15 protein-coding genes are annotated in these 22628 nt (G+C 63.8%); 13 read left to right on the forward strand and 2 right to left on the reverse strand.

From position 1 onward, the window contains the following. Window positions 1-253 precede the first annotated feature (253 nt). Both V5F89_RS01460 and V5F89_RS01465 read right to left on the reverse strand, forming a co-directional pair. Window positions 254-835: a hypothetical protein gene (locus V5F89_RS01460; protein ID WP_338446491.1), complete on the reverse strand. Its 582-nt coding sequence runs from the start codon at window positions 833-835 to the stop codon at window positions 254-256. Continuing rightward, a complete protein-coding gene (locus V5F89_RS01465) occupies window positions 835-13029 on the reverse strand; it encodes a hypothetical protein (RefSeq protein WP_338446492.1) in 12195 nt (4064 codons plus the stop codon). Before V5F89_RS01465 ends, V5F89_RS01460 begins: the two co-directional genes overlap by 1 nt. A gap of 371 nt (window positions 13030-13400) precedes the next feature. On the opposite strand from V5F89_RS01465, the gene V5F89_RS01470 reads away from it, so the two are divergent. From V5F89_RS01470 to V5F89_RS01530, 13 genes are read left to right on the forward strand one after another with little or no spacing between them, the layout of a single operon-like run. Then, on the forward strand, window positions 13401-14069 hold the full coding sequence (locus tag V5F89_RS01470; RefSeq protein ID WP_338446493.1) for a flagellar hook basal-body protein: 669 nt from the start codon (window positions 13401-13403) through the stop codon (window positions 14067-14069). Then, window positions 14066-14839, forward strand: coding sequence for a flagellar hook basal-body protein (locus V5F89_RS01475; RefSeq protein WP_338446494.1), 774 nt, complete (start codon window positions 14066-14068; stop codon window positions 14837-14839). The genes V5F89_RS01470 and V5F89_RS01475 overlap by 4 nt, the downstream gene beginning before the upstream one ends. Window positions 14840-14843: 4 nt before the next feature. After that, on the forward strand, window positions 14844-15530 hold the full coding sequence (locus V5F89_RS01480; RefSeq protein ID WP_338446495.1) for a hypothetical protein: 687 nt from the start codon (window positions 14844-14846) through the stop codon (window positions 15528-15530). Then, window positions 15527-16105 (forward strand): flagellar basal body L-ring protein FlgH, encoded by a 579-nt coding sequence (locus V5F89_RS01485; RefSeq protein ID WP_338446496.1) that lies wholly within the window; start codon window positions 15527-15529, stop codon window positions 16103-16105. Before V5F89_RS01480 ends, V5F89_RS01485 begins: the two co-directional genes overlap by 4 nt. A gap of 5 nt (window positions 16106-16110) precedes the next feature. Continuing rightward, window positions 16111-17238 (forward strand): flagellar basal body P-ring protein FlgI, encoded by a 1128-nt coding sequence (gene flgI / locus V5F89_RS01490; RefSeq protein ID WP_338446497.1) that lies wholly within the window; start codon window positions 16111-16113, stop codon window positions 17236-17238. Between the two features lie 10 nt (window positions 17239-17248). Next, window positions 17249-17596, forward strand: coding sequence for a hypothetical protein (locus V5F89_RS01495; protein WP_338446498.1), 348 nt, complete (start codon window positions 17249-17251; stop codon window positions 17594-17596). Then, on the forward strand, window positions 17593-18030 hold the full coding sequence (gene flgC / locus V5F89_RS01500) for a flagellar basal body rod protein FlgC (protein ID WP_338446499.1): 438 nt from the start codon (window positions 17593-17595) through the stop codon (window positions 18028-18030). Before V5F89_RS01495 ends, flgC begins: the two co-directional genes overlap by 4 nt. Continuing rightward, the gene (gene fliE, locus V5F89_RS01505; protein ID WP_338446500.1) at window positions 18027-18353 is read left to right on the forward strand and encodes a flagellar hook-basal body complex protein FliE; all 327 of its coding nucleotides are present in this window, start codon (window positions 18027-18029) and stop codon (window positions 18351-18353) included. Before flgC ends, fliE begins: the two co-directional genes overlap by 4 nt. Before the next feature lie 31 nt (window positions 18354-18384). Continuing rightward, window positions 18385-19596: a flagellar basal-body MS-ring/collar protein FliF gene (gene fliF / locus V5F89_RS01510; protein WP_338446501.1), complete on the forward strand. Its 1212-nt coding sequence runs from the start codon at window positions 18385-18387 to the stop codon at window positions 19594-19596. Window positions 19597-19600: 4 nt separating this feature from the next. Beyond that, the gene (locus V5F89_RS01515) at window positions 19601-19972 is read left to right on the forward strand and encodes a hypothetical protein (RefSeq protein ID WP_338446502.1); all 372 of its coding nucleotides are present in this window, start codon (window positions 19601-19603) and stop codon (window positions 19970-19972) included. Beyond that, complete coding sequence (locus tag V5F89_RS01520) at window positions 19969-20712, forward strand: hypothetical protein (protein ID WP_338446503.1); 744 nt, start codon at window positions 19969-19971, stop codon at window positions 20710-20712. Before V5F89_RS01515 ends, V5F89_RS01520 begins: the two co-directional genes overlap by 4 nt. Continuing rightward, window positions 20709-22031, forward strand: coding sequence for a FliI/YscN family ATPase (locus tag V5F89_RS01525; protein ID WP_338446504.1), 1323 nt, complete (start codon window positions 20709-20711; stop codon window positions 22029-22031). The genes V5F89_RS01520 and V5F89_RS01525 overlap by 4 nt, the downstream gene beginning before the upstream one ends. Then, a complete protein-coding gene (locus tag V5F89_RS01530; RefSeq protein ID WP_338446505.1) occupies window positions 22021-22479 on the forward strand; it encodes a hypothetical protein in 459 nt (152 codons plus the stop codon). The genes V5F89_RS01525 and V5F89_RS01530 overlap by 11 nt, the downstream gene beginning before the upstream one ends. The last annotated feature ends 149 nt before the right edge of the window (window positions 22480-22628 follow it).

The raw sequence follows: 22628 nt of genomic DNA on the forward strand, positions 1-22628 counted from the left end.
ACGCGGTCGTGTGCGACCTTCCGATCTGGCGGATAGCAGGGTGCTGTCAGTGTCCCCGGTGGGTCTGCCCCGCGGCGTCTCGATCCGTCGCGGCGGGTCGTCGGTGCCGGCGCGGCAATCTGCGGCACGGCCAAAGAGCACACGCGGCAAGCCATCCCGGTCCCGGACACGCCGGACGGTAGGAGGTGTGAAAGACGGACGGTGTGAAAGAGCGATTCGTCAGCAGCTAGCAGGTCCGGGGCGTGTAGGAAAATCAGCGGTGCCTGTCCGCCCATTCGGCGAGGCGCTGGCGCACCACCTCCGGCAACATGCCGGGGCACTTCGTATCGAGCTGGCGCAACAGTGGCGCCAGTTCCTTGTCGCGCAGCGCCAGCGAGTAGAGCCAGATATGACGCTCATCGTATTCCTCAGTCGCTCCCTTGGCGGTCAGGCGGAGCAGTTGGAACGGGAGCAGGAAGGACCTGGCCCCCGGATCGTTGACGGTGATGGCATCAAGGCTGGCAATCTCGTCATAGGCCAGGCTGCGCCACGGCAGGCGCTCAAGCCACGGCCTGTGCCAGCTCGGCGGCCTGAAGCTCTGCGGGCGCATGTAGACCCGGTGCTCGTCCCATGCGAGCTTCAGACCAGTGCCGTTGGTGTAGAGGAACAGCCAAGGGAGGCCGCCGCATAGAAACACCGTGGCCGCCAGACCATATCTGCCGATACACAGACCGCCCACTCCCCCATAAAGGATGAGAGGAAGCATGATGATCGATATGAACAACAGCGGTCCCGGTATTTTTTCGCGCAACCAAATCGCGTGAGGCGAAGGATAGTTGGGGTCGGCGCTCGCCACTATCTACCTACCCTCTGCTTCGTGCCGTCGATCAGCGTCCCAACCGCTTGCCGACCAGACCCTACCACGGCATTGGCCGCGCCCGCGTTCACAGGATAGCGCAACCGCATCTGCACGATATTGCCACTATCCAGCCTAGTGTTCAGGCCCTGATAGATGCTGAGGCTGCTGTTCCTGCCGGACGTGAAGCCGTTGAGACGCACGTCCAATGGCGTCACAGCGCCTAGGCCGCCTCCCAGCCCAGTCGCTAAGGCAAGCTGGCCACCATCTAGTTGGTAAAGAAGCCCACCGTTGGTCACCAACTGACCGGCAAAGTCGCCAGTAAAGCCCGAAGCCGCCCCCAAGGTCACCGTCTGCGCGCGGGCGCTGACCGCTCGTCCCAGCACGGTATTCGGCAGGAGCCGCAAGCCCGAGCCACCGACGCCGCCGGCAAGGATCGCGGTCGTGTATCCGCCCGCCGTATGCTCGAGCCCGAAGACCTCGCTCTTCGAGAACTCGAACCCCGCGCCGAACAAGCCACCTGTTGCAAAGCCGGCGCTGCCCGATGCGATCGTGCTGGCCGTGCCGCCGACATAGAAGCTCCCGGCATAGCCGGCAGCAGCCGGTGCCGCGACCATGCCGCCAGCGATCAAAGCCGGCGCCCCCAGCCCGGCGAACAGCAGCTTGTTCACCTCGCCGCCCGCATAGGCATCCAGCTCATCGACATACACCTGGTTCACTTGCAGATTGTGGTAGCGCTGGTCGATATCGGCGCGCAAGGCTGCTTGCTCGGGTGCGGCAAGAGTGGGAAGAACGTTTTCAAGCACGTCCGCCTTCCAGGCATTGAAAGCACCCCACCGCTGGCGCATCTCGAACCCGAAGATCGCATAGCCGCCATCCGAGAACGCCTCGCGCCCGGCATCCGTCCGGTAAGGGTCATAATCGACATCAGCCGCCCCGTTCCCGAACGGCCCGCCCCTGCGCGCATGTTCGGCGAGGATGATGTCGAGCCTGGCCGCCTCGCGCGCTTCGAGCAGGGTCGTGCCCACCGCCAGCCCATCGCCAAGCGGCAGGACCGGCGCAAGCAGGGCGTCAAGCCCCGTATCGCCGATATAGCCCGCACTCGACAGGTTGACGATCGCCCCGCTCAGTTGCTCGCCGGTGGTCATGCGCACCCCGAGCGTGGCGGTGGTTTGGTCGGCGGGGGCCGTCAGGGCCTGGCGCGCCGCCCCGCCGATCGCCCGCCCCAGTGCCTGTCCGATCACATCGGGCAGGCCGGCGCGGATGTTGGCGCCGAAGCTCGAGCCCTCGATCGCGCTGCGCGTGGCGGCCGAGGCGAACAGCGAAGCGGCGCCGGTTGCGGTATGGCGGGTGATGTTGGCGAGCGAGCGGTCGGAGCCCTCGCCGCTCAGCGGCTTGAGGTTGCCTCCCAGCGCCTCGCCCAAACCGGCCGCGACACCCGCCGCGGCAACACCCGCCCAGTTGAACTTGCCTTGCAAGCCCGTGGCGGTGGCGATGCCCTGCGTCAGCGCGTTCGCCGCCGCACTGCCGACCGCCGCGTTGACGCTCGCCTCCAGGCTGCCGCGCGCGGCATTGCCGAACACGTCGAACTTGCCACCCACACCCCGCGCAACCCCGCCCGACAGCGCCGTCAGCGCCAGGCCCTTGAAGCTGAACTTGTCCTGGATACCGGTCGCCAGCCCCACACCCTGGCTCACCACGCTGCTCAGCCCCGCATTGGCCATCGCCGCCGCGATCCCCGTGCCACCGATCGGCGCGATCACGCTCACCGCAACCGCCACCACCGCGAGCAGCACCGCACCGAACACGCCGCAGTCGTCGCCCTTCTGCTTCTTCGGCTGCGGCGTGGCGGGCGAGGTGTCGCCCAGCGCGGCGGACGGATCGTAGGGCCGGACCGTGCCCGCGTTGTGGCTATTGACCTGCACGCCGGCCGGAATGCGCAGGCTCTGCCCGGCACCCAGGATCGCGCCCGCGCCAAGGCTGTTCGCTTCGGCCAGCTTGTACCACAGCGAGGCATCGCCCCAGATCGCCGCGGCGACCTGCTGCAGGCTCTCGCCCCCGCGTGCGGTGTAGCTCGACCCATTGACCTGCGAGGTCGCCGCCAGCGTGCGGTGGTTCAGATCGAAGTCGGCATGGAGCTGGCCGCTTGTCGCTCCGCCGCGAAACGAGCCCGTCCCCGTATCGTCGCGCCGCGCGATCGTGGTCGCAAAGTCGACGTTGTCGCTCCCGTCGGTCCCGATTTCCCCCATCGCCCGGCCGCCGAAGGCATAGTACCGCGCCGAGGGATCGTAGGTCGTCCCACTGCGATAGAGATCGCGCGTCAGAATGCGCCCGTCGATGTCCGTCCGGTAATGCTGCGTCTGCACCGGAGCAGACCCCGACAGCGTGCTCGACGAGGCACGCTCGATCGCACCGTCCGCCCCGTAGATGTTGGTCGTCTGCGTCGTCCCGTCGCGGTTGATCAGCTTGTGCGTCGCCTGCCGTGCACCGCCCCCGCCGCTCGCATCGCGCCAGTTATATGTGTAGGTCGAATACTCATCGGCCCAATTCGTATCGGGTGTGCCGGGCGAACCCGTCCCGCTCGAGTTGCCGGGATACTGGGGAGGGTACGGGCCGTTCAACCAGTTCTTCGTTTCCGAAGCATACAGCAGATCGCCGCTCGAACTGCCAGTATCCCAACTGTTGGCAATGTACCACGAATGCGACCCCGTGCCCGTATCGCTGTAGTAGTTGACCGTGTGCGTATAGTTCCAGTTGCCGTTGTCGAGCTTGCGCCGCCCCTTCTCCGACAGAACCTGATCGCGCTTGTCGTAAACGAAGCTGTGACGCTCATAGACGAGGCTACCGCTTGCATTGCGTTCGATATGGCCCGTTAGCCGCCCGAGCGCATCGTAGCTCGCGCTCATCCGCGTCACCGAACCGACGCGTACCGAGGTGATCCGGTCGTTTGCATCGTAGGTGTAGCTTTCCTGCGCGGCGTATCCCGCCTTCGACGTCACCCGACGTCCGGCTGCATCGTAAGCCAGCACGATCCCGCTGCTTCCCGCGACGATCGTGCTACCCGAACGGATGCCCTTCGACACCACCACCCGGTCGAGCGCGTCGTATCGGTAGTGGTAGCTGGTCGTTACTGCGCTCCCCAGCGTCTTGTTCAGGTTCATCGGACGATAGGTCGTGGTGATGGAGCGAACGTTGCTGTTGGCATCGAAAGCCCATCTCTTGTCGACCAGCGTGCTCCCGTTCGCATCGCGGTCGAGGTATCGGGTCATTCGCCCGAGAGCGTCGTACTGCGCCGTCCCGTGCTGCAATACCGCGCGGTTCACAGAGTAGCTGTCAGGAACCCAGACCCATTCGCCCTGCTCCGGATCGTCCGGAATGATTATCGGTGTGTCACCGCCGGGGAAGCCAGACCCACCGTCTTCGGGCGGGATGTATTGCATATGGCCGGGAATGAACGTGCCCTGCGCGCTTTCGAGCCGCTCGAAAGTCAAGCGACCGAGTTTGTCGTATCCATAAGTGGCGATCTTGTTCTTCCAATCGGTGTTGGCCACCTCGCTCTCGCCCGACAGGACACTCCGCACCAATCCGGAGTTGTAGTAATCGTATTCCTTATTGAGGATGAGACCGTTCGACGCGACAACCGTCCGTTCGCGCGTCAATCGCCCGGCGATGTCGTAGGTGTAGGCGTATTCCTCGCCGCTGGCATCCGTGCGGGATACGGTCCGGCCGAACACGTCGGTCCTCGTCACGCTTGCCTTGATATTATCGCTGCTGCTGGCACGATCGGCGTCGGTGCTGACCGTCTTCACCCAACCACCGAAGTTGCCAATCGCATTGGTGGCGGAGCCGGCCTGCCAGGCGTAGGTCGTGCGCACTTCATCGCCGCCATATGAACGCTTTGTGATCACCCGGCCTTGAACGTCATAGTCGGTCGTTTCCCGATTGGCGGCGCCGTAGACGTTGTTCCAGCGACTGACCTGCTGCCCCAGGCTGTCGTAAGCGTAATAGTCGACGAGGCCGCCGGCGTGGTTCACCCGGGTGACGCGGCCCAGCCTGTCGAAGCTTTGCGTGGTCACGCGGCCGATCTCGTCGGTGATCTTGCGCGCATCGCCGTGAATGTCGTAGGCGGTGCGCCGGATGCCCCCGTCGGCGTGGGTTTCGGCGGTGACAAGCGCGTCGCTGCCGTCGTAGCCGGTTCCTGCGAGCAGCGTCAGACGCGTGAGGTTGCCAGTGTTCGCGGTCTTCGAGGTCCCATTGGCGCTGGTGCCGCCGCTGGCATAACTGCCGTTCGCGTCGCGCATTGCAACGAGACGGCCCGCTGCATCGTAGTAGTAATCCTGTGACGGCTTGATCCACTGGCTCGTGCCGTTTTCGTTGGTGATCTGAACCGTCGGGCCTTCAGAGCGGATCATGCGCCCGGCCCTGTTGTAGCTGTAAGTGGTGACGGCGCCGGCGGCATCCGTCTCGCTCGCCACCTCGCCGAACGCATTGTAGGTTCGGCCCGTGGTCAGGGTCGCGGTAGTGCTGCTGCTGAGCTGGCGCCCCTCCTCGACCACGCTCTTCGCAAGGCCGCGCTTGTCGTAAACCGTATAGGTTGCATTGACTCCGCTGCCCGATATCAGCGCGCGCGCCTGGTCGAAGGTCTTGCCGGCAAGGTTGGTGCCGGCGCTGGTAATCGCGATCGTCTGGTTGCCGTTCCTGTCATAGCCGAAATACTTCCACACCCCGTCGCCCGCGTTGGTTGCCCACAGGCGCCCGGCAGCGTCGTACTTGTTCTGGGTCTGCCAAAGCCGGCTGCCTTCGGCAATCGCGCCGCCGTTGATACCGCTGCGGCTCACTTCGCCGAATGCATTGTAATCGGTCGTTGCGACCTCGCCCTTGGTCCAGCCCGAGCCATTCCACGCCGCCACCGTCCGTTCGGTCGTGCGGCCCAGTTCGTCCACTTTGGTCAGCACGGCATTGAGCGTGCCGGTGCCGCCCGCCGAACCGGCGCGATAGTACTGATCGCGGATCAGGATCCCGCGCTTGTCGTAGGCATAGCTGTGCGTCACCCCCTCGGCATCGGTCATGGAGGTAAGTAGCCCGCCCGCACCATAACTGTAGGTCGTCACGCGCGCCGTGGCATCGCCCGCGCCGGCCGCGGCGGTGCGCACGAGATCGCCGAGCCCGTTGTAGCGATAGTGGACTGTCGGGGTGACACCTCCCCCTTGGTGACTGGTGAACGCCGCGCGCCTTTCCTGAAGCAGGCGGCCGCCCACATCGTAAGTATAGTTGGTCTGGTCGCCGGTCGCCTCGGTCTTGCGGATGACTTGCCCAAGGCCGTTGTAGAGCCACGACACCGTGGCGGTGACCGTCGAAGTGCCGCCCGAGCCATTGTGCACGGTGACGCCGCTGCGCGCTTCGGAAAGCCGGTTGCCGGTCCGGTCGTAGGTGAAAGTCGTTATCCGGTCGGCGCCGTTCGTCGAGACGCTCGGCGGTGCGGCGGTCGACGGCGTGCCGGTGTAACGGTTGGCATAGCGGCGCTCGGTCAACACGTTGCCTTCGCCGTCGTAAGTCCAGACCGTCTTGTATCCCTCGGCATCGAGCGCAGCCGTCTTGCGCCCGAGCTTGTCGTAATAGCTGTAGGACGCATTCCCGTTGGGATCGGTCGCCTTCACGACATTGCCGCGCGCATCGTATTGATAGGTCGTCGTGATCGCACCGGTCGCTGCGACCCAGCCCGATCCGTTCCAGTATCCCGTCTTCACGCCCGCCACGCTGCTGGTCAGCAGGCGGCCCAGATTGTCGTAGGTGAAACTCGTCGCGCGCGATGCGCCCGAAGGCGCCGCGGGCGCCTCTTCCTGCGAGCCGCCGTCGGCCGGAACCGCTACTGCGGTTTCATAGACGCGCGTCGCAGTGACATTGCCGTTCTTGTCATAGCTGTGCACGGTATAGGTGCCGGCCGCGTCGATCTCGACCACCCTGCGATCGAGATCGTCGTAATAATAGACCGTCCGATTGCCCGCGGCATCGGTTACGCTCGTCACATTGCCACGGCCGTCGTAACGGCGGGTCTCCCTGGGAACGAAGTTCGCAGTGGTCGTCTTGTGATCGGCCTGGCTGAGCACCGCGCGCGCCTCGCCGCGCGTCTCAATGAGCCGGTCGGCCTTGTCGTAAACATAAGTCGTGGTGCGCGCCTCGGCGAGACCGGCGGCTTCGATCATCTGCGTGCGATTGCCGCGCGCGTCGTAGCTGTAGCTGTTGGTGACTCGCGACGTCTGCACGCTGCCGTCGGCATTGTAGGAACTGGTCGGCAGAATCTCGCTGACAAGCAGGCCGCGCTTGTCATAGACGTAGTTCGTGACGCCGCCGAGCTTGTTCGTCGCGCTCGTGCGGTTTCCGAAAGCGTCGTAGACATAGGTTTCGGAGAAACCTTCGGCATCGGTCGTCTTGGTGACGAGGCCACGCTTGTCGTATTCGAAGCGGGTCAACGCGTCCTTCGCATGCGCCGCTACCAGAGGCAGCGCAGTGGTGCTCGGCGTGCTAGCGGTCTTGTTGTAGTAGCGCCTGACGCTCGCCACCTCGCCGAAAACGGTATAGCTCGTCACGGTTATATGGTTTTCGGCATCGCGCGTTCTTACTTCCCGGCCAAGCGCGTCATAATAGTGGTAGGTTGCGCCGCCGCCCGGGTCGGTCGTTTTCACCACTTCGCCGAATGCATTGTATTCGTAGTGCGTGACCCCGCCCGCCGGGTCGGTCGTCGTCAGCCGCTGGCCGCGTTCGTCGTATGTATAGTGGGTGACCTTGCCATTGGCGTCGGTCATGCTCGTGCGGTTGCCTAGCCCGTCGTACGCATAGGCCACGTTCGCACGCTCGGCCTCGCCATAGGCGCGGTACTCCCTGATAATCCGACCAGCACCATCATTGACGAAAACGGTCACGCTCTGATCGGCGGTGCCATAAGCGCGATAGACCGCGTATCGCGCTCCATTCGCTCGCCAACCGTAAATAGTGCGATTGCCCTCGCCATCATAGACACTGTGGCGCCGCCCAGCTCTATCGTAAGAATATCTGACATCCGTCCAGCTGCCGGCACTGCCGGTCAGGGCATCGATCTGCGCAATCGTCGTCGTTCCGGTGGCTGCCACCGCGTTGGCCCAGCTCACCTCGCGCGTGAGCCGTCCTTCGGCATCGTAGTCGAAGCGTTTCACATAGCCTTCGGCGTCGACCGTGAAGCGCAGCTCGCCCCCTGCGGTATACCAGTTGCGCGTGACGCGATTGCCGCCATTGCCTGCCTGGGAAGACGCCCAGCTGTTCATCGTCAAGAGGCTCGGCAGGCTCGGCGTGCTGCGCAGCGCGGCATAGCGCAACGTCTCGGTCACATTGCCGGTGAGGTCATAGCTGAATCCGGTCACCACATTGCCGGCATCGATCGTATAGGCGACCTGACCTGCGCCATTGTAGACATTGTAGCTTTCGCGATCGTTGGTCTCGCTCGCGATTGCATTCACCAGCGCTTTCACATTGTCATAAGTAAAGTCGCTGGTGCTGATCGGTGCGGCATGAACGATCGTCGTCGTCGGTTTGCGCGCATAGTTGTAGGCATGGCTCGTGACGTAGCCGCCGTTGTCGACGGTGTAGCGCAGCAGCCCCTGGCCATCGTAGACATAGCGTGTGCGCCGATTTGCGCTCGATGACGGCGCGGCGCTTGCCCTCAGCTGACTGAATGTTCCCGACGCCCAATAGCTCGCCGAAGTCTTCGTCGCGTAAGCGACCTCCTCGACCTTTTGCCCGGCGCGGTCGTAGACGATCTCCGTCAGATAGCCTTCGCCATCGAGCTTGCCGATCAACTGGCCGTCGCGATCGTAGAAGCTGCGGCTCACCGCATCCTTCGCGGCGTTGGCCGCCGGCAACACCAGTGCCGTCGGCGGCTCCGCCTTGAAAGCCGCAAGCTGGGCGGCGCTGAGCTTGCCCGCATAGCTGACCGTCTTGATCAGGCGGTCGGAGGCGTCGTAGCTGAAAACCGCCACCCCGCCTCCGCCGTCGATACTTTCGATCAAACGGCCCGCATCGTCGTAGACCGACCAGCTCCAGATATCGTAACTGTGCGCAGCGGGCCGGATATCGGCCATCTCGAGCGTGTTGTCCGGATCGCCGAGCGCTGCAATCTGCGCCGCCGTCAGCGCATAGGTGTAGTTGGCCGTGGCAATGACCCTGCCTGCGGAGTCGTAACGGTATTCGGCGACGTGGCCATAGTGATTGATATCGGCGATCTTGCGCCCGACCTTGTCGTAGAGATAATAGCTCTTGTGCCCCGTCGCGTCGGTCGCGACGCGCAGCCGGCCGTTCCGGTCGTAAAGAAAGTTGGATTCACTGGCCCGCGATTTGGATATGCTGGGCGCCGATGCAATGATTGCGTTGCCCAGTATAGAGCCGTTGGGCAAATCGGGGTAAAGGCGGACGGAAGCCGTTTGGGTTTGATCGAAACGTCTTTGGATTTCGACTACTGTCGGCTCGGTCGTCGACAGGCCGGAAACATAGAAGAATCCTTCCGAATTCCAGGCCTTCACCACCGTTCCCGGGCCCGACACGATCCGGGCGACGCCCAGATCGGCGTTATCGTATCCCCAACCTGTCACGCTGCCAAGAATGCCAAATGCCGCAGAACTGGAACTCGCAGTTGCCTGGAGGGTTATGGTGGCCGTTATGACATCCTTGTCGGAAGCGACTGTCGAGCTGGGCGCGACGATCTGTTGCGATTTTCCACTCGCATCGCCGGCTACCGTATAGCGCACGGCTGGCTCGCCGTTGATCGTTCCGGCGGAGGACGAAGTTATCCCCCCCAGCGACCAGTTGCCGAGATTCTGTGCGGCGACGAGATTGCTGGTTGCGGTATCGCTAAAGTTCTCCGTCTCGATTTCGCTGATCAGATCCCCCGCCCTGTTGAAGACAGAGGTGGTCACTTTGCCCGTGCCCAACGCGACGATCGTCGTGCTGGCGGCATCGTCGTAGATTATCCTGGTCGTTCCCCCCGCCAGATCGGTCGAGGCCGTGCGCCGCCCGAGGCCGTCGTAGACGAAGCTTTCGGTGTTCTGCCCCGGAACGAATTGGCTGAGAAGCCGTCCGGCCTGATCGTAGTTGTAGTACGTCCGGCTGTAGCCTTCCGTCGTCCTCGCGGCTCCCGCTGTCGTGGCCGTGCCATATTCGAGCGTCGAAATGAGGTTGTCCCGCGTATCGTAGATATAGAGACGAGGCTTTACCGACGATCGGTCGGCAAGTCCGTCGCGCCAGGCATTCATCGTCGCCTCGGTCAGCGCACCGGAACCGATCGCGTAGCTGTGCTCGGGATATTCGATGGCGTAATAGAGTGCGCCCCAATAGGTATAGCTGTACTCCGTAACTCGTCCATCGGCGCTCACCACATAGCGCAGGTGATTCTCGCTGTCGTAGACATAGCGCGTCGTGTGATTGACGTTCGCCCCGGCCGCATTCGATCCGGCGCGCGTCTCGGTGAGCAGTTCGTTCTTCGCCCCGTAGGTGCGCCTGACGACATTGCCGTTGGCATCGGTGCGGGTCAGCACATTGCCGTTGGCGTCGTAGGTATAGCGCGTGATCCGGCCGCTCTCGTCATAGACGATGCCGAAGGGGTCGGCATTGTCGGCGGCCAGGTCGCCAGCTTCGATCGCGACGACTTCCGGGGCCAGCCAGTCGGTCGACCAGCCGTGCTGGGTTTGATCGTAGTAAGTGAAAAAGCGTGCGTAGACTTGTTCGCTCGGCATCGATTCGTGCCAGCGAAACGTGTTGACGCCAGCGACCCGCTCGCCGGTTTTCGCATCGTAGACGCCACCGAGACCGCCCGAGGCCACGTTGGCCGAGCCTCGCGGCAAGACATAGCCGACGATCTTGTACCAGCCATCCTCCTCCATATTGGCCTGCTGGGTGCCAGGCGCCCATGCCAGAAAATAAGGATTGGTATTGTCAGCCCCGTTGGTGGCGTTTTTGACATAGGGGGCGCTCGCATTCGTCAATCCGAAATAGATATTGTGCCGCGTCAGATCCGATTTGCGGACGTACTGGGTGAAGCGATAGGTCTTGGTCGGATCGACGGTGAACCTGTTGGTATAGCCCCCACCCCCATCGCCGACACTGTCGAACTGGCCGGTCTCGAGCCCGATTTGCCAGGCCCCGTCGGGGCCGACGACTTCGCTCCATCGCGCCTCGCCGTCGCCGGCGATCGTGGGCACGTTCGCCCATCCGCCGGGGTAAGGAACCTCCAGAAGGTTGCGGTCACGGTCGATATCGAGCGCATCGCCGCTGCGCAGGATCGCCGCGTCGGACACCTCGCGCACTTCCGGCTTGAAGAAATGGGTGAATTTCCCCTGTCGGTCCTGGTTGTAGTAGTTGAAGAAGCGAGCAAGGGTTGTGCTGCTTGCCTGAGTTTCATCCCAGATGAAATGTTTGACGGTCGTTAGCCGTTCGCCTGTTTCAAGATCATAGATGCCGCCGTAGCCACCATCGGCTTCGAGCGGCGTCGATCCTGGTAGAACATAACCGACGATCTTGTACCATTTTCCCGCTTCCATGCCGGAATTCGGATAACTGGTGGTAAAGTAGGGATTCCCATTATAGGCACCGTTGTTTCCGTTCTTGACGACACCACTGCCTAAACCGAACAAGATCCGGTGCTTATCCAAGGCATCGACCTTGAAGTAGAGGGAAAACTCGTAGGCCTTCGATTTATCGATCGGAAAAGGCTGGCTATATGCACCGCCGCCAGGGTCGTCGGCATCGTCCTGGCCGGCGTGCAGCGACACGACCTGCTTCCCGTATGGTCCGGTCGTTACCGTCCATTCGGTTTCGCTGACGTAGCTGCCGGTCCACCCCCGCCCGATGGTGCCGTTGGCCGGCAGCGTGCCGTCGACATCCTGCGGCCAGCCGCTGTCGTCGACCAGATTCTCCCCACGCCCCGCCGTTTCGCCGTCGCCCCAGACGGAAGCATCGACCAGATTGTTCGGAATCGAGGCATTGACGCTATCGGTCTCGATCGTGCGGATCAGGTTGCCGGCATTGTCGTATTCGTATTGGACGACCTGCGAGATCCCGCCCTGGGTCGCCGACGGGCCCATCACCTGGACCAGTTGCTTCTTGTTGTCGTACCACAGCCGCGTCACCCCGCCGTCGGGGCCGGTGATGCTGGTGACGTTCACGCCATAGCCGATCCGCGTCACCCGCGCCTCGCCCGCCGCCACCTTTTGGGTCAGCGTCGCAACGCGACCCGATTCGTCATAAGTGATCGCGAGGCTCGAGCCGTCGGTCTGGGTGATCGAGGCGACGCGATTGCTGTTGCCGTCGTAAGTATAGCTGGTGACATATGTCTTGCCGTCGAGAATGCTGTTGTCCTCGGGACTGAGATCGACCGTCACCTCGATCAGCCGGTTCTGCGCATCGTAGGCATAGCGCGTGCGCGTCAGCGTGCGGTTGACGTTGTCGGCCGCCGTCGACGAATCGCCGTAATCGGTATAGCCGGTCACGATCCGGGCGATATTGTTCCCGGACCAGACATACTGGATATAGCTTTGCTCGGCGATGCCGGTGTCCGCATTGGCATAGCCGTGGTTGTGCGTCGTAATCCGATCGAGCTTGTTGGTGCCCGACACATAGGTGAAACTCACCCTGTAGCCGTCGCTGTCCTTCCGCTCTTTGATCCGGAATACCGAGGGATCCGCGACATAGGCCTCGTAAGTCTCGGTCACCCGGCTCGAGCCGTCGGTCCAGATCCAGGTCGACCCGGATTTGACGATCGTGTCATGCGCGCCGTCACCGTCGGTCGCGACGTAGGCGGCTTGCGCCGCGTTCCACGTATGGACGATCACGGAGCCGTCCCCAGCCTGCCGCTTGATCGTGCTCCCCGCAGTATTGAGCGTCCCTGTCAGGCCGAACAGCCGCCGCACGGTCGATTGATGCCACTGATCCCCATTGTCGCCATCGGTCACCAGGGTCAGACTGTTGTATGTCCGCTCGACCATCGCGTCGGGCCCGCGACCGGCCAGAAATTCATCGCGCCTGGCAATGACCAGATTGCCCGTCGCGGCGTTGACGGAAACGTTCTCCCCGCCACGTCCCAGTGAGGCATTGCCGATTTGCCCCGCAGCGCCGAGAATGTTGGCCGAACTGCGCAGCAAGCCTTCACCGCCGCCGCTGAAAATCGCAACCATCCGAAAACTCCCCCGGCATCTTCACCGCATGCGAACCCTGGCGTGGGCCGGCATCTCGAACGGTCAATCCGACGGATCGGAAAAAAGTTTAGCTCCGAACTGGTGCTAATTTTCGCGCGAGCATGGCACGAACATGGCTCGCCCGGAATTTTTGGCGCGATCCGAGAGGCTTGGCAGAGAGAGCCGGCAGTCTCCGAAACCGGCGAGAGCGCCTTCGGAAATGCGGACCGCATGCGGTTCCGCATAATATCCACAGAGACCGGCCGACTCTTGTTTGACACATACATCGCGCATTTTACCTAAACGACTAACGGGATCGAATCTGGGGGCTGCGAATGCCGGATTTAATTGAGTCCGCACGCGCTATACTTGTGTCCAGCGAGCTGAGGGCACGGTCGTCTGCACAAGACATCGCGAATTCGTCGACCGCGGCCTACAAGCAGCAGATATCCTTCGCCCAAATTCTCGAACAGGGCGAACGCGACGGTCTGCCGGCCACGCGGTTCGTCAGCCAGTTCGCACAGGGCCGACTTACGCATACCGGTCGCGATTTCGATCTGGCGATCGTCGGTCCGGGCCTGCTGCAGATGCGCGACGGCGAAACGCTGGTCTATTCGCGCGGCGGAAGCTTCGTCCGCGGCCCCGATGGCGTGATTGCCGACGCGCAGGGCCGCGTTCTGCAAACCGCCAGCGGGGGCGATCTGGCCGCGGTGGGCGAACGGATCGAAATTCTCTCGGACGGAACCGTCCTTGCGGACGGCATGCCGGCAGGCGCCGTCGGGATCTTCGAAGCATCCGCGCCCGAAACGATCGAAGCGCTGGGCGGCAGCCTCTACCGCGCACCGCCCGGCGCGATCGTCGAAGCCGAAGCGTCTTCGTTGCGCCAGGGATATCTGGAGAGCGCCAACGTGGTGCTCAGCGACGAACTCGTCGCGATGATGGCAGCATCGCGCCAGGCGGAAAGCGGCGCGCGCATTTCCCGGGTTTACGACCAGTTGATCGGGCAGGCGATCACGACTTTCGGCAGGGGGACGCAATGAACGGAGCATTCGAAGTCGGCGCGGCGGGACTGCGCGCCGAGCAGAAGGCACTGGAAATCCTGGCGAACAATATCGCCAATGTAAACACCGCCGGATTCAAGCGGTCGGAAACGCAGTTTTCCGAGATACTGGCGCAACGGGCGAATGCGGAGATCGCCGAACCGGTCGCGACCGGCGATATCCTGGCTGCAGCCGGCGGCGTGCGGGTCACGGCGCGGGAGACCTTCCTCTCCCAGGGGACGCTAAGACCGACCGACAACCCGCTCGACATTGCGATCGACGGCCAGGGTTTCATCGAACTGATGGGGCCGAACGGCCGGTCGCTTTTCTGGCGCGGCGGCCGTCTTCAGGTCAACGAGGACGGCCTGTTGGCCACGGCCGCCGGCCTTCCCCTGCGCGCGACGATCAACGTTCCGATGGACCTGTCCGCTCTGGCGATTTCCGCGGATGGGATCGTCTCGGCCGAGACGACCGCTGGCGACCGGCTTGAGCTGGGGCAGATAGGGCTGGTCAGAGTCGAACGCGAAACCGAACTCGAACGCGTGGAAGGCGGGCTCCTGCAGCTTGTCGACGGCGCTCGACCGATCGACACCGTCGCCGCCGAGGATGGCAGCGGTCGCCTGGTTCAAGGCAGTATCGAGGAATCGAACGTCGCGCTGACCGAAGAGATGGTTCAGATGATGATCGTCCAGCGCGCCTATGCGGCCAATGCGCAGGCGGTGCAAATTGCCGACCAGCTTGCCGCGATTACCAACAACTTGCGGCAATAGACGGATGCGCGCCTCGACACTCCTCACCCTGCCGGCAGTCCTGTGCGCAGGCACGGCAGCCGCGGCGCAGGGCGCACCGCCGCAAGTCGATCTCGAACAGCGGGTGATCGCGGTTGCGGATATCGCGAACCTGAAATGCGCCGTCGGCAGCGACCTGTGCGATCGCCCGATCGCGATCGTCCCTGCCGGCGCCAATACCGTCACGCTATCCGAAGCGCGCCGCCGCGAACTTCTGCGCCGCCATTTTCCGCTGACGATGATGACCCTGCGGCACAAGGGCACTGTCACGTTTCATGCCCCGTCTGCCGATCGTTCGATTCCTGCTCGCCGCTGCCTGAAATTGCGCGATGCGATCCAGGCTGGCGAGTATATCGTTGCCAAGCATGTCGAGCCGGCGGCTTGCCGAGCGGAATCCTCTACGGCGGCCGTCCGTTACGATCGCGGCGCACGCGCCGTTCGGGCAACGGCGAACCTCGATCGCGGCACTTACCTCGGGCCGCTCGAGGTTCGCAACCGTCGGCCTTTCGCCGCCGGGTCGATGCTGACGCTCGTGGCCCGGTCGGGTTCCGTCGAACTGAGGCGGGAGGTTCGCCTGATGCAATCCGGCCGACCGGGCCGGGCCGCTTTCGTCCAGACCGGCGATGGAGAAGTCTTTCCCGTTCCGCTGTCCGGCGGGGAGGAGGGCGAATGAAGCTGCGTTCTGTCACATGCGCTGCGCTTCTGGCATGCACCATGTCGCCTGGGGCCGCTGCCGCCGATCAGCTCTACAACGGGGATCGCTGGGCTTCGGTCGCGAGCGACGAACGCGCCTCCGAAGTGGGCGACATCGTGACGGTTCTGATATCGGAATCGGCGAGTTCGTCGAGCCGGCTGCAGCAGAATTCCTCGCGCAATACCGGCCTCGGCGGATCGTTCGCGGCCGGACCGATCGACGAATCCGCGTCGCTCGATTTCGGCAACAGCCATGCCGGACGCGGCGAAATCGTTCGCAACGAACGGTTTGCAACGCAGATGTCCGCTCTCGTCGTGGCAGTCCTCCCGAACGGCGACCTCGCGATAGAGGGATCGCAGTTCATGCAGATAAACGGCGAGGAAACGCGCGTCGCCGTGCGCGGACAGGTCCGCAAGCAAGACATTCAGCCGGGCAATTACGTGCTCTCGTCACGCATCGCGCGGGCCGAGATCGATTATGACGGCAAGGGGTTCGTGACGCGGAGCGCCAAACCTGGCCTCATCAACCGCATCTTCAATTTTCTCGGACTGTGACGACGATGCTGCCTTCCCCCTTGTGCCGGACGCTGCTTGCCGCGCTGCTCGGCATCGCGATGCTACACGCCATCCCCGCGTCGGCGCAGGAAGTCCCGATCAAAGGGCTCGGCAGATTCGACGGTTGGCGCGAAAACGCGCTGATCGGATACGGGATTGTGACCGGACTGGCCGGATCGGGCGACTCCCGCCGAAACGAAGTCACCCGCCAGGCACTGCGCAACGTGCTCTCGCGCCTCGGCAGCGTGGTTGCCGAAGACCAGATCAATAGCCGCAACGTGGCCGTCGTGATCGTAACCGCCAGGCTCCCCGCATCGGCCAACCCCGGGGACCGCATCGATGCCGTCGTTTCGTCGATCGGCGACGCGCGCTCGCTTGCAGGTGGCACTCTCCTGATGACGCCTTTGCTTGGTCCCGATCAAAGACCCTACGCCCTGGCACAAGGGTCGCTCACCGTCGGTGGATACGATTTCGAAGCCAACCTGAACCGGCAACAGCGCAACTATCCGACCAGCGCCGTGCTCCCTGGTGGGGCAACGATCGAGAATGCGGTCGATGCCTCGGTCCTGAAAGACGGGTACATTTCGTTCCTCCTCACCGAACCGGGCTTCACGACCGCGCAGGCGATCAGCGATGCGATCAACCTGCGGCTTGGCTACGGCACGGCCACAGTGCGAAATGCCGACGAGGTCGTGATCCGCTTCGATCAGCCCGCCAGTCAACTGGCGACGTTCCTATCGACCATCGAAAACCTTCCGGTCAGGCCCGATCGCACGCCGCGGATCGTGATCAACGAACGGACCGGCACGATCGTGGCCGGCGGCGACGTACAGATTTCGAGCGTCGTCATCTCGCAAGGCGACATCAAGGTTTCCGTCAAGAGCGAAAGCTACGCCTCCCAACCCAGCTTCATCGCCGGTTTCGCCAGCGACATTTCCAGCCTGGTTGTGACCAATACCGAACTGGCCGTCGAGCAGGGCGATGACGACGCAGTGCTGTCGCTGCCCGACACCAATGTCGCCGCGCTGTTCCGCACGCTTGCCCAGGCCAAGGTCGATACGCGCCGAACGATCGGAATTCTGCAAGCGATCAAGGCCGCAGGCGCACTGCACGCAGAAATCGTGATTCAGTGAGGAGATGAGGATGGATGCGCTGTCCATAGCATTGGTTTCGAAGGCGCTCGACGGATTGAGCCTGCGCGCCGCCGCAACCGCGCAGAATATCGCCAATGCCAACTCCGAAGGCTATAGCCCGGTCGGGGTTTCCTTCGAGGAAAGCCTGCGCGAGGCCTCGCGCATGGGGATCGATGCCGTCGGCAAGGTCCGCCCGGAAATCGCGCGCACGTCGCAAGGCGACATGGACGGCGGCATACGCCTCGATCTCGAAATGGCCGAGGCATCGCGGACCTCGCTGCGATATTCCGCGCTCGTCGAAGTGCTCAACCGGCAACTGCAGATCGGCCATACCGTCGTACGGGGAGGGCGGCAATGAACGCTATGGAAATCAGCCGCACGGGTCTCGATGTCGAATGGCGGCGGATGGAGATCATCGCGCAGAACATCGCGAACATGAACACGTCGCGGACCGCCAGTGGCGATCCCTTTACGCCGCTGCGGCTCGTCTCCGGCCCGGATCGCACTTTCGCCGAGAGCCTCGTCGAAGCCCGGCGCGAACAGGTCGAAATGCAGCCGGCAGGCGTACGCGTTTATGGCGTGGAGCGCGAAGACGGCGGGGTGCGCAGAGTCTACGAACCCGGCCACCCGCACGCCGATCCCGAAGGATTCGTTTCCTACCCCGACATCAGTCATGCACGAGAGATGACCCTGATGATCGAGACGGCACGGGCCTACGAAGCGAACCTGGTCGCGATGTCGAGCGCACGGCAGATGTATTCCAGCGCGCTCCAGCTCGGGCGCCCGGCATGACCGAGATAGCAGCGGTAAGCAGCGCGATTGCGCTCGACGGGACGACGCCGGCTATCGACCGTCTGGGCCCGCCCCTCCCTTCCCGGATCGCCGTGGACGATGCCGCGAGCTTCGACGCGATCCTGGCGGCAGGGCTGGAATCGGTCGATCGGAAGATCGCGACGGCCGACAACCTCGTTCGTCAGTTCGCCGTCGACGACGATATTCCCGTTCACCAGGTGACGCTTGCGCTGGAACAGGCCCGCATGTCGGTGGAACTCGCGCTCGAAGTGCGCACCCGCATGCTCGAAACCTATCGCGAGCTGATGAACATGCAGGTCTAGCGACGGGCCGCAGCGGGGGAAGACTTCACACATGCAGCGCAAGCAACTCATTCTGGCCGGCGGTCTGTTCGCAGGCGTGACGGCAGTGCTTCTTGCCGCATACGTCCTGCTGCTGCGTCCGAACCAGGTCGTGCTCGTGCAGGACGTTCGGTCGGAGGATGCCGCTGCGATCGTGTCGGAACTCGAAAGCCAGGCGATTCCCTACAAGCTTGAAGACGGCGGGAAACGGATCATGGTTCCCGAGAATCAGATCGGCCAGGCTCGCATTGCCATCGCGGGCACCGAACTGATGGCCGGCGGCGCCGTGGGCTTCGAATTGTTCAACGAAACGGACATGGGCCTCACCGAGTTTGCCCAGAAGGTCAACTATCAACGCGCGTTGCAGGGGGAACTCGCGCGAACGATCATGATGATGGAAGGGGTGTCGTTCGCCCGCGTACACCTGTCGCTGCCGGAGCGAACGCTGTTTCGTGGCGATGCGCCTGCGGCCAAGGCTGCCGTCAGCGTGCAATCGGCAGCCGGGCGGCGGATCGGCCGCGAACGCGTCGAGGGGATTCAAAGACTGGTGGCATCCGCGGTGGCCGATCTGTCGCCGCGGGACGTTGCCGTGCTCGACGGGCGAGGCGAGTTGATCAGTGCAGTTCCCCTCACCACCGGGGCGCCCGCCGAACCGCGGGACGAGCGAACAGCGCTGGAGGACTATTTCAGCGCCAGGGCCCGCAAAGCTGCCGAGCCTTTCCTCGATGGGTTCCGCTATACGATCCGGGTGACCGCCGTCGATCTCGATCCGACAGGCGATACCGATCCTTCGGAGTCCGGCCCGCAGGGGCGCAACTTCGGCCTGCGAATTGCCGTTCGCACCGAGGTGGAAATCGATCCGGACGATCGCGCCGAACTCGAACGGGCCATAGCCAACGCGGTGGGGTTCGATGCCGGAAGGGGGGACAGGCTCCGGTTCGAAGTCGCACCGCTGGAAACCTTTGTCCCACCCGAATTGCCCGCCTCCTCCCCGGTCGCGATCGGGGAGGAGGCCTTGCCTCCCCACACGCGAAACACCGACTGGATCACCTGGCTATTCGCCTGGCTTTCGAGCCGGTGGTTCTGGCTCGGCGTGCTTGCGGTCGTGGCTGTCGCAGTGCCTCTCGTCAGGCGGTCGCGGCGCATGTCGGAGGAAGAGCGGCAAAGCTTCGCGCAGCTTCTCGGCGAACATATCGAGGCGCGTCGGGATCAAGCCCATGTCTGACGCAATGGCCAACGATAATCCGGTGCTGGCGCGATGGCGAACACTTCATCCGGCCGATCGCGAAGCGATCCTGCATGCGCTACCTGCTGAACAGCGCGAGATTTTCGAACAGATGCTTGCCGAGGAAGCGAACGATGCTGCCGGGAAGCGCAAGAGTGAGTTTCGAAGCTACTCCGCATGGGCTGCGCGGCTTCTCTCCGATTGCACGGCGCAGGATGGCGCCGGGCACACAAGATTGCCAGTGACACCGCTGGTCGCATCGACACTGATCGAAATTCATGGCGAGTTGCGCGATCGGCCCGGTTCTTCGCGCAGAGGATCGGGCCTTGCCGATCGTATACGGCCGCTGCTTCAGGCGTGGGGCCTGGCGGTATGATCGGCATCCTCAAGCATGGCGATCGCGGGCGCCAGAACACGGTCGAGCGTTTCACAGGGCGTATCCCTCGCACACAGCGGCCCGGTGGGGGCACGAGCCCGGTCGTGGACGATCCCGACAGCCGGACGCATTCGTCGCCGGAAGTCGTGCAGGCATCCGGCGAGCGTTCTGCGCCAAGGCACACCGCTCTCGAGCAGGAGATCGAGAGGCTGCGGCAGCAGATCGAAGAAACGGAAGCGAGCGCCGAACGGCGGATTGCGGAGGCGTTCGGCAAGGGCCGTGACGCAGGCCTCGCAGAAGCTCGTGAGGGAGACGACAAGCGGATCGCGCTGCTCGAACAGGCACTCCACCGCGCGCGGCAGGATTTCACCGACAAGACCGCCGATGTGGAAGCGCTTGCGATCGCAGTTGCGCGTGCAGTCCTCGCCAAGATCTTCGGCGATGGAGCATTGGAAACCCATCGGATCGAAGCCGCTGTTGTCCATCGACTGGCGCAGATCGATCCAACCGAAGTGCGTTCGATCCGCGTGTCGGCGGATGATTTTCCCGACGCATCCGAACTGGCGCGTATCGCCGGGAAGTTTCCCGACCTGACCGTGCATCGCGATCGCGGCCTCGCGGCGGGGGAAAGCGTGATCGAACTCGATCTGGGAAGGATCGACGTTTCGCCAATGCGGCAATGGGCGCACGCCGAAGCCCATCTTGCCACGCTGGCCGAAAGCCGGGGCCAGATCCGATGATCGACGCGCTCGTCTCACGCATTCTCGAAGCCGATTTCGCGCCCCCTTGCGGAGCGGTCACCGCGCTGGGCCAGGGGTTCGTTGCTGCCGACGGGCCGGCTGCCAGTGTCGGCGATTATTGCAGCATCGGTGCCGCGGGGACAGACACTATCCTGGCCGAAGTCGTCGCGGTCTCCCGAACGGGGCTTCGCCTGTCGCCGCTGGCGCCGACCCGGGCGATTTCCCTGGGCGCGAAAGTCGTGCGGATGCCGGGCGGACGCGACTTTCCGGCAGGCGATGCATTCGCTGGCCGGGCCATCGATGCGCTGGGTCGGCCCATCGACGGCCTGGGCGACATCGCATGTTCGGACCGGGCGGCAGCCGGGGGCGCAACACGAGTCCAAGCGCTCGACCGAGGGATCGGGGCAAACCGCTTCATAACCGGCATTCGGGCGATCGACGGTTTGCTCCCATTGGCTCGGGGACAGCGTGTGGGCATTTTTGCCGCTAGCGGTGTCGGCAAGACGAGCCTGATCGAACAGTTGCTGGAGCAAGCGCAGTTCGATCGCGCGGTGATCTGCCTGGTCGGCGAACGCGGGCGCGAAGTCGCCAAGTTCTGGGATGCGGTGGCCAACGGGAATCGGGAAGACTGCGTTGCCCTGGTGGCCGCCACCGCCGACGAAAGCGCAGCCTTGCGCGTGCGCGCGATCGAGCAGGCACTCGCCCTGGCCGAGCACTGGCGCGCGAACGGCAAGGACGTGCTGCTGCTGGTCGATTCGATCACGCGCGTCGCAACCGCGTTGCGCGAAATCGGCCTTGCCGCGGGCGAACCACCGGCCGCACGCGGCTATACCGCCAGCGTTTTCGCGACCTTGCCGCGCCTCGTCGAACGCTGCGGCGCAGCACGCACCGGTGGTGCCATTACAGCCATCCTGTCTGTGCTGAGCGAAACCGACGACGTCGACGACCCGATCGTCGAACTGATGAAATCGGTTCTCGACGGTCATATCGTGCTCTCGCGCGCCCTTGCGGAGCGCCGTCACTATCCGGCGATCGACATTGCGCGGAGCGTTAGCCGACTGTCGGACGAACTGCTTGCCGAAGAGCAAGCCGCGGCGGCAGCCAGCGCCTTCCGCATGCATGCGACATACGAGGAAGCGCGTCCGATGATCGAAAGCGGTATCTACGCCCCCGGCAGCAGTTCCGAAATCGATCGCGCGATAGAGGCCAATCCGCGCCTTATGCGGTTCCTGCGACAAGGCAGGCGCGAGGCATGTCCGATAGACGAGACCGAGGCCGAACTCCTGGCGCTGACTGCAGGAGCGCGTCATGCCGCGTAGCGGACCCGGATCGCAGGACCTGGAGCGACTTGTCCGATTGCAGGCGTTGCGGGCGGCACGCGAGCAGCGCAAGCTCGAAAGTGCCGTTGCGGCGCATCGCAAGGTCCAGGCTGCGATGAAAAGTGCCGAGCGGCGGCATCGAACCGCAAGGGAGGAAGCCGCCCGGGCCTTGGCATCGGACGTACTCGACCCCGAACGCATCGTCCGTCTCAACGCAATCCTTCGGCTTTGCGACCAGGCGCATGGGCAAGCCCGGCAGGACGTCCTGCGTGCCGCCCGCCTCGAAGATGCCGCCCGCAGCAACTGGCACACCGCGGACCGGCAGGGCGACCACCTGCGCAAGCGCCATGCCAGCCTGAAGAAGCAGGAGGTGGAGGCGCGCGATGGGCGTGCGGCGCTGGCGGTGATCGAACATCTCGCAGCGACATCGGCGGAGGAACGAGAGTGAAGATTGCAGCCCCCTTGCCTCCGGTCGAGCGGCAGACCGGAACGCCGGGCGAGGCCGTCGCCCGAGCGACGATTTCGTTCGGCGATCTCCTCGCACAGCTTGGCGTTTCGGCCGCAAGCCAGCCCGAACGCGGCGCGATGCGATCGAAC

The organism is Pelagerythrobacter marensis (assembly GCF_036700095.1).
In the GTDB taxonomy this organism is placed as follows: Bacteria; Pseudomonadota; Alphaproteobacteria; order Sphingomonadales; family Sphingomonadaceae; genus Pelagerythrobacter; species Pelagerythrobacter marensis_A.

Excerpts from the sequence above, each read along its gene's own strand:
- V5F89_RS01495 (WP_338446498.1), top strand. The coding sequence starts at position 17,249 with ATGGATGCGCTGTCCATAGCATTGGTTTCGAAGGCGCTCGACGGATTG.
- fliF (WP_338446501.1), top strand. The coding sequence starts at position 18,385 with ATGCAGCGCAAGCAACTCATTCTGGCCGGCGGTCTGTTCGCAGGCGTG.
- V5F89_RS01465 (WP_338446492.1), bottom strand. The coding sequence starts at position 13,029 with ATGGTTGCGATTTTCAGCGGCGGCGGTGAAGGCTTGCTGCGCAGTTCG.
- V5F89_RS01520 (WP_338446503.1), top strand. The coding sequence starts at position 19,969 with ATGATCGGCATCCTCAAGCATGGCGATCGCGGGCGCCAGAACACGGTC.
- V5F89_RS01515 (WP_338446502.1), top strand. The coding sequence starts at position 19,601 with ATGGCCAACGATAATCCGGTGCTGGCGCGATGGCGAACACTTCATCCG.
- V5F89_RS01530 (WP_338446505.1), top strand. The coding sequence starts at position 22,021 with ATGCCGCGTAGCGGACCCGGATCGCAGGACCTGGAGCGACTTGTCCGA.
- V5F89_RS01475 (WP_338446494.1), top strand. The coding sequence starts at position 14,066 with ATGAACGGAGCATTCGAAGTCGGCGCGGCGGGACTGCGCGCCGAGCAG.
- V5F89_RS01485 (WP_338446496.1), top strand. The coding sequence starts at position 15,527 with ATGAAGCTGCGTTCTGTCACATGCGCTGCGCTTCTGGCATGCACCATG.
- fliE (WP_338446500.1), top strand. The coding sequence starts at position 18,027 with ATGACCGAGATAGCAGCGGTAAGCAGCGCGATTGCGCTCGACGGGACG.
- flgC (WP_338446499.1), top strand. The coding sequence starts at position 17,593 with ATGAACGCTATGGAAATCAGCCGCACGGGTCTCGATGTCGAATGGCGG.
- flgI (WP_338446497.1), top strand. The coding sequence starts at position 16,111 with ATGCTGCCTTCCCCCTTGTGCCGGACGCTGCTTGCCGCGCTGCTCGGC.
- V5F89_RS01525 (WP_338446504.1), top strand. The coding sequence starts at position 20,709 with ATGATCGACGCGCTCGTCTCACGCATTCTCGAAGCCGATTTCGCGCCC.
- V5F89_RS01480 (WP_338446495.1), top strand. The coding sequence starts at position 14,844 with ATGCGCGCCTCGACACTCCTCACCCTGCCGGCAGTCCTGTGCGCAGGC.